The 13375-nt window shown below is 58.4% G+C and carries 11 protein-coding genes; 8 read left to right on the top strand and 3 right to left on the bottom strand.

The window, feature by feature from the left end:
• Positions 1-136 precede the first annotated feature (136 nt).
• From ALO43_RS23835 to ALO43_RS23805, 7 genes are all read left to right on the top strand, one after another.
• Positions 137-451 (top strand): ElaB/YgaM/YqjD family protein, encoded by a 315-nt coding sequence (locus tag ALO43_RS23835; protein WP_005893547.1) that lies wholly within the window; start codon positions 137-139, stop codon positions 449-451.
• Between the two features lie 4 nt (positions 452-455).
• Positions 456-848, top strand: a complete 393-nt coding sequence (locus tag ALO43_RS23830; RefSeq protein ID WP_005893548.1) for a phage holin family protein — start codon at positions 456-458, stop codon at positions 846-848.
• The gene (locus tag ALO43_RS23825; protein ID WP_002553116.1) at positions 845-1201 is read left to right on the top strand and encodes a hypothetical protein; all 357 of its coding nucleotides are present in this window, start codon (positions 845-847) and stop codon (positions 1199-1201) included. Before ALO43_RS23830 ends, ALO43_RS23825 begins: the two co-directional genes overlap by 4 nt.
• Before the next feature lie 185 nt (positions 1202-1386).
• Positions 1387-2712 (top strand): deoxyguanosinetriphosphate triphosphohydrolase, encoded by a 1326-nt coding sequence (locus ALO43_RS23820; protein WP_005893550.1) that lies wholly within the window; start codon positions 1387-1389, stop codon positions 2710-2712.
• Between the two features lie 256 nt (positions 2713-2968).
• Complete coding sequence (locus tag ALO43_RS23815; RefSeq protein WP_005893552.1) at positions 2969-3361, top strand: response regulator; 393 nt, start codon at positions 2969-2971, stop codon at positions 3359-3361.
• A gap of 337 nt (positions 3362-3698) precedes the next feature.
• Positions 3699-4325, top strand: a complete 627-nt coding sequence (locus ALO43_RS23810; protein WP_005893554.1) for a response regulator transcription factor — start codon at positions 3699-3701, stop codon at positions 4323-4325.
• A gap of 8 nt (positions 4326-4333) precedes the next feature.
• Positions 4334-7954 (top strand): transporter substrate-binding domain-containing protein, encoded by a 3621-nt coding sequence (locus ALO43_RS23805; RefSeq protein ID WP_054998176.1) that lies wholly within the window; start codon positions 4334-4336, stop codon positions 7952-7954.
• An 80-nt stretch (positions 7955-8034) separates the two neighbouring features.
• On the opposite strand, the gene ALO43_RS23800 is transcribed toward ALO43_RS23805, so the two are convergent.
• Positions 8035-8379, bottom strand: coding sequence for a YggL family protein (locus ALO43_RS23800; RefSeq protein WP_005732557.1), 345 nt, complete (start codon positions 8377-8379; stop codon positions 8035-8037).
• Positions 8380-8701: 322 nt separating this feature from the next.
• Here ALO43_RS23800 and dacB point away from each other — a divergent pair, with 322 nt between their 5' ends.
• The gene (dacB, locus tag ALO43_RS23795; RefSeq protein ID WP_005897518.1) at positions 8702-10168 is read left to right on the top strand and encodes a D-alanyl-D-alanine carboxypeptidase/D-alanyl-D-alanine endopeptidase; all 1467 of its coding nucleotides are present in this window, start codon (positions 8702-8704) and stop codon (positions 10166-10168) included.
• An 85-nt stretch (positions 10169-10253) separates the two neighbouring features.
• On the opposite strand, the gene ALO43_RS23790 is transcribed toward dacB, so the two are convergent.
• On the bottom strand, positions 10254-12644 hold the full coding sequence (locus tag ALO43_RS23790) for a sensor domain-containing diguanylate cyclase (RefSeq protein WP_054998175.1): 2391 nt from the start codon (positions 12642-12644) through the stop codon (positions 10254-10256).
• A 211-nt stretch (positions 12645-12855) separates the two neighbouring features.
• The coding region (locus tag ALO43_RS23785) for a class I SAM-dependent methyltransferase (protein ID WP_174518521.1) at positions 12856-13375 on the bottom strand (520 nt) is incomplete at its 5' end.

Genomic DNA, 13375 nt, shown 5'->3' with positions numbered 1-13375 from the left:
TTTTCCTGACACGTGCTTTTGGAGTAAGGTGCAGCAGCAGTGCACGGCCTGATCGGGCACGACACGACAATCGAAGTGAACCTTCAGGAATCACCTGTACTCGAAACATCCATACGCCACCCAAACGGAGAAAATCATGGCTCGCGAAACCGCACAGAATGCTCAGGAAATCCTGAGAGCCGACTTCCAGGTACTGGTTGCCGATACTGAAAAACTGCTGGCGCATACAGCGTCCCTGGCAGGTGAGCAGGCTGATGAACTGCGTGCGCAGATCCGCGAGAGCCTGTTGCGCGCCAAGGAAACGCTGAAGAGCACCGAAGATTCGCTGCGCGAGCGTGGTGAAGCCGCTGTGATCGCGACCGAAGATTACGTTCAGACCAACCCTTGGCAGTCAGTCGGTATCGCCGCAGGTGTCGGCTTTCTGATCGGTCTGCTGGCTACAAGGCGCTAACATCATGACTCTGGGAACGGAATCTGCAACGCCGGAGGGGACTCCGGGTTCTTCACCGCGGCGCCTCGGCGCTGCATTCCTTGGCTTGTTGCACACTCACGTCGAGCTGTTCGGCATCGAGTTGCAGGAGCAGAAAGCACGCACTGTCAGCCTGTTACTGTTTGCAGGCCTGGCATTGGTGTTCGGTCTGCTGCTGCTGACCGGGCTTTCGGCACTGCTGCTGATCGTGTTGTGGGACAGCTATCGACTGGCCGGTATCGTCGGCCTGTGTACGTTCTACTTCCTGGCCGCGGTCTTCTGTGGCTTGCGCCTGAAAGCAGCGATCTTCGACGAGTCTTCGCCATTCCACGCGACCCTCGAAGAGCTGGCCAACGACCGTGAGCGATTGATGCCATGAGTGAACCCAAGTCGCACCAGAGCAATACCCGTCGTGAACTGCGCAAGGCATTGATCCGCTTGCGCATGGAAATGCATCGTCAGGAAATACGCCACGAATCGACGCAATTGCTCCAGCCATTGCAACGTTTTCGGGGCATTCGCCACGACTGGAAAAGCGCGCTGGGCTTTCGCCACGCGCCGCTCTGGGGCGTGGGCTCGGTTGCCCTGCTGGGCTTTCTGAGCGGCAAGCGAGCCAAGACCGGTCGCACCAGCCTGCTCGGTCGCCTTCTGAAACTGGGTATCACCCTGACGCCGCTGATCAAGGTGGCTATGCAGAGCCGTGCCATTCAGAATCGCAACCGCAGGCTCTGACCGCGCACGCTCTTGCGTGACCCTGGCATGAATGATTCAGGCTTTAACACAAATGCCTGCTCCGCAGTTTCGGGGCGGGCATTTTCTTTTTGACGAGGCCTGTTTCCGGTTGTTACTGTTCGGGGCCTTGCGGCAGGCCTGTTGAACCGGGAAGCTAGGCGATAACTACTGACGGAGTGACCGCCTTGGATTGGCAAACCCTGCTTAACCGCGAACGACTCGGCAAGACCCTGCACAGCCCCGAAGAACTCGGACGCAGCCCATTCCACAAGGACCACGACCGGATCATCTTTTCCGGAGCGTTCCGCCGTCTGGGTCGCAAGACACAGGTCCACCCGGTGTCCAGCAACGATCATATCCACACTCGTCTGACCCACTCGCTGGAAGTCAGTTGCGTCGGCAGGTCGCTGGGCATGCGCGTCGGCGAAACCCTGCGCTCCGCCCTGCCCGACTGGTGCGACCCGAGCGACCTGGGCATGGTCGTACAATCTGCCTGCCTGGCCCACGATATCGGCAATCCCCCGTTCGGCCACTCGGGCGAAGATGCCATTCGCAACTGGTTCAATCAGGCCGCCGGACGAGGCTGGCTCGACGCGATGAGCGAAACCGAGCGCAACGACTTCCTCAATTTCGAAGGCAACGCGCAGGGTTTCCGAGTGCTGACGCAACTGGAATACCATCAGTTCGACGGAGGCACTCGCCTGACCTACGCCACCCTGGGCACTTACCTCAAGTACCCGTGGACGGCGCGTCATGCCGATTCGCTGGGCTACAAGAAGCACAAGTTCGGCTGCTACCAGAGCGAATTGCCGATTCTCGAGCAGATAGCCGGCAAGCTCGGCCTGCCCCAACTTGAGGAGCAGCGCTGGGCGCGTCACCCGCTGGTTTACCTGATGGAAGCCGCCGATGACATCTGCTACGCCCTGATCGACCTGGAAGACGGGCTTGAGATGGACCTGCTGGACTATTCGGAAGTCGAGTCTCTACTGCTTGGGCTGGTCGGCGATGACTTGCCTGAAACCTATCGGCAGTTGGGCCCGGGCGATTCGCGGCGACGCAAGCTGGCGATACTGCGTGGCAAAGCCATAGAACACTTGACCAACGCGGCCGCCAGGGCCTTCGTCGAGCAGCAGGATGCGCTGCTTGCCGGCACCCTGCCAGGCGACCTGGTCGAACACATGCACGGCCCGGCCAAGCTTTGCGTGCTGAACGCAAAGGACATGGCGCGCAAGAAGATCTTCCAGGACAAGCGCAAGACCTTGCACGAAATCGGCGCCTACACCACGCTGGAGATCCTGCTCAACGCGTTTTGCGGCGCTGCGGTCGAGCAGTTCGGTGGCCGGACGCCGTCCTTCAAACACCGGCGTATCCTCGACCTGCTGGGCAACAGTGCGCCTGACCCCAAGGCATCGCTGCATGCCTCCTTCCTGCGCATGATCGACTTCATCGCCGGCATGACCGACAGTTACGCCAGTGAGATGGCTCGCGAAATGACCGGGCGCTCCGGCTGAGTAACCCACAAATGGCCCGAAAAATGCCTGAAAAGCTTCAGGTGTTCGGCGGGCCTGCATACCTCGCCCTTTAAAACTCAGACAAGCCCTACAAGCTTGTCAGACGAGTCCTATCGCAGGTTTTCTTGCATCCCTCAATAATTCCAGCCACTTCAACTGCCGCATCGGCACTTCATACGTCCGCCTGCGACACTTGCCGGTGTGCATGCCGTGTGCCGATGCCCCAATGCCTAGCCAGGGCCATTCCGGAAAACTCATGTCCAAACACAGCCTGCGCATCCTGTTGGTGGAGGATCATCCCTTCCAATTGATCGCCACTCAGGTACTGCTCAACAATCAGGGCTATTTCCTGCTTACCCCCGCACTGACTGCGGCAGAAGCCATGAATGCGATGCAGCGCAGCCCAGAGCCGTACGGGCTTTTACTCTGTGATCAATGCCTGCCGGACACGCCAGGCATCGACCTGATCAGCGAAGCATCACGGCTGGGGTTGCTGCGCCACGCCATTCTTCTCAGCGGCCTGCCCGATATCCAACTTGAAAAACTCCGGCAGCTCGCTGTCGAGCGTGATCTGCCGCTGCTTGGCTGCCTGAGCAAGCCCCTACACGGACCTGACCTGAGCCGTCTGCTGCAAAACCTTCCTGCCTGACTATCGACAAGCTGTCGCACAACAACTCACCGCACATCACCGACAGATGATCGTGATGATCGTGAATTCACGTTTACAACTGTAGGAAATCATCGATAAACATGCCTGATGATTCCAGAAAGTAATAAACAACCTGTACAACATAATTCGAACCACACAGAAAAACGCGTTAACGTTTAAACACACTTGTGTTCTGCGTAGGCTTTTACGTACTCCGATACGTGAATTATCGTAGGACTTTTCCTATATATGTCTGTTGAGCAAGTCTCTTTATGTGCCTGCCCGAACATCTGAGCTAAGGTGCGCGCTTTATTCGCCGCTTGTTATGGAATGGAATATGAACTCAGTTTTTATCATCGACGACCACCCGGTTATCCGGATGGCGGTAAGAATGCTGCTGGAGAACGAGAATTACGAAGTGGTGGGCGAAACCGATAACGGTGTCGACGCCATGCAAATGGTTCGCGAATGCATGCCCGACCTGATCATCCTCGACATCAGCATCCCCAAGCTCGACGGGCTTGAGGTGCTGGCACGCTTCAACACCATGGGGCTGCCGTCCAAGATTCTGGTGCTGACCTCGCAGACACCCAATCTGTTTGCGATTCGCTGCATGCAATCGGGGGCTTCCGGTTATGTATGCAAACAGGAAGATCTAAGCGAATTGCTCAGTTCGGTGAAAGCAGTATTATCCGGCTACAATTACTTTCCCAGCCAGGCGTTGGCGTGTGCAGTTCGTGAAGATGGACACACCAGCGAGCTGGAGCTGTTCAAGTTGGTCAATGATCGTGAATTGATGGTGCTGCAATTGTTTGCACAAGGGCGCTCCAACAAGGAAATAGCCAAGGGCATGTTTCTCAGTAACAAGACCGTGAGCACCTACAAGACAAGGCTCATGCAAAAACTCAAAACCAGAACCTTGGTAGAACTTATCGAGATGGCAAAACGCAACTCGCTAGTGTGAGAGACCGGATGCCCAAGCGCTTCAGACAATTATTACTACTGGCCACAGGCCTCTGCACAGGCTGGGGTGTCGAGGCCGGTCCTGCCGCGGCCGATCACTACACCCTGCTCGGTCGCTCGAGCCCTGCGCACATGGACGTCAAGCTGGACAGCAGCCAATGGCAGTGGGTACGCGGTCAGCGCGAGCTGATTCTAGGCACTTCCAGCCCTGACTACCCACCCTTCGACGTGACTATTTCAGGCAACGATTACGAAGGCATAACGGCTGATTACGCTGGCATCATCTCGGGGGCGCTGGACCTCCCGATCAGGGTCCAGCGTTTCGCGAGCCGTGACGCAGCGATCAGGGCGCTTGTCGCAGGCCAGGTCGATCTGCTGGGCACCGCCAACGGCTTCGAAGCCGTCGAGCGCAACATCAGGCTGTCCCAACCCTACTCGGTGGACCAGCCCGTGCTGGTCACACGCGTCGGAGAAACGCGCCCCTTGAACGACGGCCTGAAAGGCATGCGCCTGAGCATGGTCTATCACTACTTGCCGACAGCGGAGGTCGAAGCGACTTATCCAGGCGCGATTCTCAAGCATTACCCGTCGTTTCAGAACGCCATCAATGCCGTGGCCTTCAACCAGGCCGATGTATTTCTGGGCGACACCATTTCTACCCAGTACATCATCAACAAGGGCTACCTGAACAACGTCCAGATGTCGAACTTCGGCAAGCACGAGGCCAATGGCTTCAGCTTCGCCGTACGCCAGGAAAACACCCAACTGCTGGGTATCATCAACCAGGCATTGAAGGCGATTCCGGTCGAGGAGCGCATCAACATATCCCGACGCTGGAACACAGGCAGCGATCTGCTGCTGACCGACCAGAAGCTGCAACTCACACAGCGCGAGGAACGCTGGATCGCTCAGCATCCAACCGTACGTGTGGTGGTCAACGAAGCCTACGCCCCCCTGACGTTTTTCGATGCCAAAGGCAATTTTCGCGGCATCACTGCTGACCTGCTGGAGCTGGTTCGCCTGCGCACCGGGCTCAAGTTCGACGTCAAGCGCTCGCCGAGCCTGACGGATATGCAAAATCAGGTCACAGAGGGCAAAGCCGACATGATCGGCGCACTGGATTCCAGTGACGAGCGAGAAGACCGCCTGAGCTTCAGCCGACCTTATGTCGACAATTCTTTCGTACTGGTCACCCGCAAGGATCAGGGGTCACCCAGCCATCTCGAACAAATGGACGGCAAACGCCTGGCCATCACCCAGGGCAGCCCGATGCTGGGCTGGCTGCGCAACAACTACCCGAACGTCGTGCCACTGGAAATCGACAACCCGTTCCAGGCACTGGACATGCTGGCGCTGGGCAGAACCGAAGGCGCGGTCATTTCGCTGCTGAGTGCAAACTACTTTCTGTCTTCAGGCATCTTTGAAGAGCGTTTGCAGATGACTGCCACCCTCGGCGAGGACCCGGCGCTGATTTCCATGGCCACCTCGCGCAATGCCATTGAGCTGAGTTCGATTCTCGACAAGGCACTGGCGAGCATAGCTCCTCAGGATCTGGCGGCAATCAACAATCGATGGCGCGCCTACACCCCATCGAGTGCGACCTGGCACGATTACGAGCGCCTGATCTACCAGATCCTGATCGGGGCGAGCCTTCTGCTGCTGGGCCTGCTGGCCTGGAATGCGTGGATGCAAAGGCAGATCCGCCAGCGCGAAGCCGCCGAGCGGGCGCTGGGCGATCAGTTCGAATTCATGAGAGCGCTGGTGGACGGCACCCCGCACCCGATCTACGTGCGCGATCGAGAAGGCCTTCTGCGTATCTGCAACGACAGCTACCTTCAAACGTTCTCTGCCAGACGTGAAGATGTCATCGGCAAGAGCACCGCCGCAGGCGTGCCGGGCAATGCCTTCGAAGCCAGTGAATACGCAGCGGACTATGAGCAGGTCATGGCCAGCGGTACGGCCCTGATCCTTGACCGCCCTTTGCGGATCGGTGAGCGGCAACTGATCATTTATCACTGGATATTGCCCTTCCGCGACTCGCTGGGCGAAGTGCAAGGCATCATCGGTGGCTGGATCGACATCAGTGAACGTCGCCAGTTGATTGAGGAGCTGCAGGCCGCCAAGGAGCAGGCGGACGCGGCCAGTCGGGCCAAAAGTACCTTTCTGGCCACCATGAGCCATGAAATACGCACTCCAATGAATGCCGTGATCGGCATGCTCGAGCTGGCACTCAAACGTGCCGACCATGGCGAACTGGACCGCTCTGCCATCGAGGTTGCCTACAGCTCGGCCAACGACCTGCTGGACCTGATAGGCGATATCCTTGATATCGCCCGCATCGAATCCGGCCGTCTGGCTCTCAACCCGGAGCGGGCAAACCTGCGCCAGCTGGTCGAGTCGGTGGTCAGGGTCTTCGACGGCCTGGCCCGACAGAAAGACCTCAGCCTGGTGCTGGCGCTGGACAGCCGAATCAACACCGACGTGCTGATCGATCCTCTGCGCTTCAAGCAGATATTGTCCAATCTGGTCAGCAACGCCATCAAGTTCACTCAGGACGGGCAGGTAAAGATCAGCCTTCAGGCTGGCGATACAGCGGACCCCCAACAGCTGCACCTGCATGTAATGGTTCAGGACAGCGGCATCGGCATCAGCAGCGAAGACCAGCAGCGCCTCTTCGAGCCTTTTGCTCAGGTGGACAATACCGGGCAGATGGCCAGGACCGGCGCCGGCCTGGGACTGGTGATCTGCCGCAGCCTGTGCGTGATGATGGGCGGCAACCTGCAGCTCGACAGCGCGCCGGGCCAAGGCACCCGGGTGAGCATGGAGCTGCTGCTGACGACACTTGAACCGCTGACCCATCAGCCCGTGGCGCCGCAGCCCTCGAGTTCGGCCAGCCAGCCCCTCAGGATCCTGGTGGTGGACGACCATCCCGCCAACCGGATGCTGCTGTGTCAGCAACTGGGCTTTCTCGGCCATCATTGCGAAGTGGCTGAAAATGGTGCGCAGGGGCTTGCACAATGGAAGGCTGACAACTTCGATCTGGTGGTTGCTGACTGCAACATGCCGATCATGAGCGGCTATGACATGGCGTCCGCCATCCGCACCCTGGAAGGCTCGTCAGCCCGGCCCCGTTGCCCGCTGTGGGGCTTTACGGCCAATGCCCAGCAAGACGAGATAGACCGTTGCCTGGCTGCGGGCATGGACGACTGCCTGTTCAAACCCATCAGCCTGTCGACGCTCAGCGAGCGACTAGGCACGATATCTCCTCTGGGGCGCACAGCCGCGCTGCCTTTCAGCCTCGACAGCGTCAGCAACCTGACCGGCAACCGCCCGCAGATGGTCGAACGCCTGATCGCCCAATTGCTGCAGAGCAACCACGAGGACCGGTTGTCACTTGCCAGGTTGGTACTGGAAGACAATCGCGGGAAGACCGTCGAACTGGCGCACAGGATCAAGGGCGCAGCCCGCATCATCAGCGCCTCGCGGGTGGTTGAAGCGTGTGACGAACTAGAGAAGGCCTGCGAAGCCGACGTGACAGATGAGCAGTTTCATCTCTGCCAGAAGGCCGTCGAGTTGGCGATGATCGAACTTGAGGATGCACTGATTCTGCGGCAGGCCAAACCTGACTGAGAAACACCGGGAGACAATGTAGCGGAGGGGGCATTGCGGGGAACAGCAGGGGAAGCAGGCTATGCCTGCTTCCCCTCACATCAGGCGGCCGGGTTGATTTCTTTTTCCGGGTACCAGACGTCGATCAGCGGGCTGACAGTGACTTCTGTCAGTTCGCTGCGGCCTTTGAGCCAGGCTTCGACAGCAACACGCTGCTCTTCGCTGACCGAGCCACGCTTGCTCAGGCAAACCAGACCGAAGTCGTCGCCGCCCACATAACCAAGACCGTTGGCTTCCATTGCTTCTTTCAGGAAAGCATCAAGGAAAGCATCGATTGCCTTGTCATCCAGCTCTTGCTTGAAGTCCAGGTTCAGTTCAAAACCCAATTCCTGGAACTCGTCCACACACAGTTTTTTGCGCAGACGGCGGGAGCGGTTAGTGGCCATGGGACAATCCTCATCAATAAATATCGGGCGGCACTTTACCAGCTTGGCGTTTTAAAAGCCCGACAATTGCTGTTTGCAATCCGAACATGGCATGTCGGCGACTGCTGAACGAGGTCGATAAAAAATCGCGATTCCGCGCCCTACCTCTGTCACAACCCGGTTCCGCTTGGGGCATAATGCCGCTCGTTCGCGGCGCAGCTTCATGTATTACAAAAAACCGCAGCGAATTCACTACTATAGTTATCGAGTTATCGAACAGTTACCGGGGGAATTCATCCATGCCCTCTTTTTTATCTCCCTCTTTGCAGTAGGGTTTTAGTCAATGATTAAGTCGTTACGTCCATTGTTGCTCGCCTCGCTTTTTTTGCCACTGGCCCTGCCCTCCTACGCTGCCGTCGTCAACACCACGCTGCCCCCCAAGGTTCAACAGGCTTTAAAAGCCAGCAAACTCGGCGATGATGCGCTCTCGCTGGTTATGCTGCCGCTCAACGGCCCAGGTACACCGACAGTCTTCAATGCCGATGTGTCGGTAAACCCGGCTTCCACCATGAAGTTGATCACCACCTATGCGGCGCTGGAAATACTCGGCCCTACGCACCAGTGGAAAACCGAATTCTTTACCGATGGCACCCTAAGCAACGGCGTGTTGCGCGGCAATCTGTACCTCAAGGGCGGCGGTGATCCAAAGCTCAACATGGAAAAACTCTGGTTGCTGATGCGTGACCTGCGGGCCAACGGGGTGCAGCAGGTGACCGGTGACCTGATCCTCGACCGCAGCCATTTCGTGCAGCCGCAATTGCCGGTGTTCAACGATGACGGCAACGACACCAACAAGCCGTTTCTGGTCAAACCCGACGCGCTGATGGTCAACCTCAAGGCCCTGCGCTTCGTGACCCGAAACGATGATGGCAAGATTCTGGTCTCCGTCGAACCGCCCATTGCCACAATCCACATCGACAATCAGGTAAAGGCCAGCGCTTCGAAGCAGTGCAGCGGAGACGTTCGCTACAACCCGGTGACCCAGGCTGACGGCAGCGTGAACGTGACCGTGACAGGTCAACTGGGTAATGGCTGCAACTCCCAGACCTATCTCTCGCTGCTGGATCACCCGGCTTACGCGGCTGGCGCAGTGCGGGCTATCTGGCAGGAGCTGGGCGGCACCATTCTGGGCAAGGATCGGGTTGGCGTAGTACCTGCCAACACCAAACTGCTGGCCAAGGCTTTTTCGCCGGACCTGGCGGAAGTTATCCGCGACATCAACAAATTCAGCAACAACACCATGGCCCAGCAGCTGTTCCTCAGCCTGGGAGAAGAGTTTCGTAACGACGCGGACGGCGACGACGGCAAGGCCGCACAACGCGTAATTCGTCAGTGGCTGGCGAAAAAGGGTATCACCGCTCCGCATCTGGTGATGGAAAACGGCTCGGGGCTTTCCCGCGCGGAGCGAGTCAGCGCACGTGAAATGGCGATTATTCTGCAAGCTGCCTGGCGCAGCCCGTATGCCGCCGAGTTCATGAGCTCGATGCCGCTGGCCGGGCTTGACGGCACTATGCGCAAACGTCTCAAACGCACCCCTCTGCTGGGCGAGGCGCATATCAAGACCGGCACCCTGAACACCGTGCGAGCCATCGCCGGTTTCAGCCGCGACAGCAATGGCAATACCTGGGCGGTCGTGGCTATCCTCAACGATCCGCGTCCGTTCGGCGCGTCTTCGATACTGGATGAAGTATTGATCGACCTGTATCGCCAGCCGAAGCTTGCCAGCACGACGGTCTCGATCCAGCAATAAATAACGTCCCTGCCTGCGTCATGAAGGCCCGCTTTCGCAGCGGGCCTTGCTGTTTCACATCAGCGCGCTGTGTGGATGCACCGGATCACGGCTGCTCGGGTTCGACGTGGTCCCGACCAGCCTGTTTGGCGGCATAGACGCCCGAATCGGCACGCAGCAACATCGCGTCGATCCCCTCACCTGCACGCAAGCTGGCAATCCCGAAACTGGCCGTAACAACATGATCGACGCCTTCGATCACTTGATTACGCAACTCTTCACGCAGGCTCAGGGCCAGTTGGTAAGCCTGTGCGCCTCGGGTGCCGGGGCACACCACCATGAATTCCTCGCCGCCCAGGCGACAGAACACGTCATCGCTGCGCAGGCGGTGACTGATCTTTTCCGAGATAGCCTTGAGTACCTGATCCCCTGCGGCATGCCCGAAGCGGTCATTGATGCGCTTGAAATGGTCGATGTCGAGCATGATGATCGACAAATGACCGCCGTGCCGATCGACCCTTTTCAGCTCAGCCTGCATCCGGTCCTGAAAATAACGCCGGTTGTAGGCGCCAGTCAGTACGTCGGTGACCGACAGCTCGCGCAGCTCCTGTTCGACTCGCTTGAGGTCGGTGATGTCTGACACAAATCCGTGCCACAACACACTGCCGTCGGCCAGCCGCTCGGGTGTAGACGCCGCGCGCAGCCAGCGCTGGCCCTTGCTGGGCAGCTCGACGCGATACTCTTCGCTCCACGCCGTCAGGTGCCTTGCACTGGCAAGGATCGAACTTTTGACCCGCACCAGATCCGTTGGATGAATGCGCCGCAGGACCGCATCGGAATCCTCCAGCAGCTGTGCTTCGTCGACTTCGAACAATTCGCTCATGCCTGCGCTGGCATACCTGAAGTGAGCACTGCCATCGACGCCCAGATGGTACTGGTAAATACCGCCAGGCACTTGAGACCCCAGCTTCTTCAGCAGCTCCCCCTGCTCGGCCAGGGCTTCGTTGACGCGTTTGTGCTCCGTGACGTCGAGGCACACGGCCAGATAGCCCGTCCATAGCCCCTGATCGTCACGCACGGCCGTGACCAGCATGTCCACGACCAGAGTGCTGCCATCACTGCGCTGCAGGGTCCATTCCTGCGACGGGTGGCTGCCCTCTTGCACGGCATCGAGAAACATCAGTTGGGAGGCGCTGACCGGCCGGCCCAGTTCCCTGCTCAGGCTGCCCGCCCGCAACTCCAGCTCAGCGGACTGATAAAGGTCCATCAGACGAAATTTGCCGAGCACGTCCTCTTGCGCGTAACCCAGCATCTTCTGCGCGCCAACGTTGAAAGTGTTGATCAGGCCATCCAGATCGGTGGCGATGATGGCCACTTCGGTCGCAGCGTCGAGCACGTTGCGCAACTGACCGTGGGCGGCCCGCAACTGCAGTTCGCGCTGGCGTAGCTCGCGAGTGCGCTGAGCGACGCGCTGCAAAGCCCGCTGACGCTGACTGATCAGGCTGTACAGCAAGGCGCTGAGCATCAGACTCAGGAGCCCACCCAGCCACATCACCCGACCCGGCATCACGATCTGATTACTCTGGCTGAAAATCTGCGTCGGCCGTACCTCGACCAGGTAATCCCTGTCGCCCAGGCTCAGCAAGCTGCTGGCGTAAAGCTGATTGTTTATTGCGGCAACCGGCGATTGGTAGACCTGCTCGGGCTTTGCCGGTGAGCTCAGGTCCTGCATGGTCACCGAAAGGTTGTCCTGCTCCACAGTGCCCACATTCATCAACTGCGCCAGACTGATGATTGCGGTGACATAACCTTTCAGCTCGGAAGACGGCGAGGACACCGAAAAAACCGGTGCCACGAGCAAAATACCGTAGATATCGGACGGGTCGAGGGCCAGCAGACGGATGCGCGGCGTTGCGACAATATGCTTGAGCAGGCGTGCACGCTCGATAGCACTATGGCGTACCGGCTCGGACGCAATATCCAGACCCAGGGGCGGCGGCACCTTACCAAGGGTCTGGATGAACCGCACAGGGAAATACTCGTCCCGTACATCGGCTATCTTCAGCGCGCCGTTCTCGTCGAGTTCGCGTATGGCGTAGTCGGTCAAACCCTCCTTGCGTGCCTGTGCTTCAAAAGCAGCCCGCTCGGTCCGGCTGACTTTGGGGTTCCAGGCATACGCCTGGGTTCCAAGCAGCAAAGGTGCAACGAAGCCATCAAACTCTGACGGTTCGACCTGCCGAGAGAAAATGAAGAAGCGACTGAGGGTATCGAGCCGCGTGACCTGTCGGTCGAGGCGCTCCTGAAGACGACTGAAGCGTTCGGCCGCCAGCATGTCGAAACGCTGACGCAACTGCCGCTGATACAACGCATTATCAGCCACCGCCAACATGACGGTGAGCGCCCCACCGACCAGAAAAGCCAGAACAGCCACAAGCCAGGGCGACAGCTGGCCACTGATGAAACTCAATACTCTGAGCCTGAAACGTTTCACTGTCATCGGCAGAAACTCATGACGCCAACGAACTGAAGCGTCAAGCTGGCTATGACTTCAGTTATAGCCATTCGCCGATAATTTTCATAGGGCCAGTGATTATTTCAGTTGGGTGTCAATGCTGGCCCGCAACTCGCCTGTTTTCCCGAGTGCAATCCCTCTCAGGGCGATGAGCAGGCCTGTATGAATGCTACAGACCAGCTCATTGCGCTTGATCTCAGGCGTGCGCCATTATTTTCCAGGCGCGATGAATCTTGCCGTTACGGGCAAAGTCAGGGTCGATGGTCTGTGCGGTGATGTCCTCGACCGAGTAACGCTGGGCGAGATTTTCATCAAGCACGAACTTGCGAAAGTTATTGGAGAAATACAACACGCCACCGGGTGCCAGGCGTGCCATTGCCAAGTCGATCAGCTCGACCTGATCGCGCTGCACATCAAAGATCCCTTCCATGCGCTTGGAGTTCGAGAACGTCGGGGGGTCAATGAAGATCAGGTCGTACTCGTCTCGATTGGCCTGTAGCCAGGCCATCACATCACCCTGCTCCAGACGGTTCTTGTCGGAAAACCCGTTGAGCGACAGATTGCGACGAGCCCAGTCAAGGTAGGTACGCGACAGGTCGACACTGGTGGTGCTGCGCGCGCCGCCCTTGGCAGCATGGACGCTTGCCGTCGCGGTGTAGGCAAACAGGTTGAGGAAGCGCTTGCCGGAAGCCTCACGCTGGATGCGCATGCGCATC

Source organism: Pseudomonas tremae, assembly GCF_001401155.1.
GTDB lineage: Bacteria > Pseudomonadota > Gammaproteobacteria > Pseudomonadales > Pseudomonadaceae > Aquipseudomonas > Aquipseudomonas tremae.
Note: the sequence above shows the minus strand (reverse complement) of the source record. Positions and strands in the feature narration are given on the sequence as shown.

What these genes read in the sequence shown, in the direction of transcription:
- ALO43_RS23835 (WP_005893547.1), top strand. Translation starts at nt 137, where the DNA reads ATGGCTCGCGAAACCGCACAGAATGCTCAGGAAATCCTGAGAGCCGAC.
- ALO43_RS23830 (WP_005893548.1), top strand. Translation starts at nt 456, where the DNA reads ATGACTCTGGGAACGGAATCTGCAACGCCGGAGGGGACTCCGGGTTCT.
- ALO43_RS23825 (WP_002553116.1), top strand. Translation starts at nt 845, where the DNA reads ATGAGTGAACCCAAGTCGCACCAGAGCAATACCCGTCGTGAACTGCGC.
- ALO43_RS23815 (WP_005893552.1), top strand. Translation starts at nt 2,969, where the DNA reads ATGTCCAAACACAGCCTGCGCATCCTGTTGGTGGAGGATCATCCCTTC.
- ALO43_RS23810 (WP_005893554.1), top strand. Translation starts at nt 3,699, where the DNA reads ATGAACTCAGTTTTTATCATCGACGACCACCCGGTTATCCGGATGGCG.
- ALO43_RS23805 (WP_054998176.1), top strand. Translation starts at nt 4,334, where the DNA reads ATGCCCAAGCGCTTCAGACAATTATTACTACTGGCCACAGGCCTCTGC.
- ALO43_RS23800 (WP_005732557.1), bottom strand. Translation starts at nt 8,379, where the DNA reads ATGGCCACTAACCGCTCCCGCCGTCTGCGCAAAAAACTGTGTGTGGAC.
- dacB (WP_005897518.1), top strand. Translation starts at nt 8,702, where the DNA reads ATGATTAAGTCGTTACGTCCATTGTTGCTCGCCTCGCTTTTTTTGCCA.
- ALO43_RS23790 (WP_054998175.1), bottom strand. Translation starts at nt 12,644, where the DNA reads ATGACAGTGAAACGTTTCAGGCTCAGAGTATTGAGTTTCATCAGTGGC.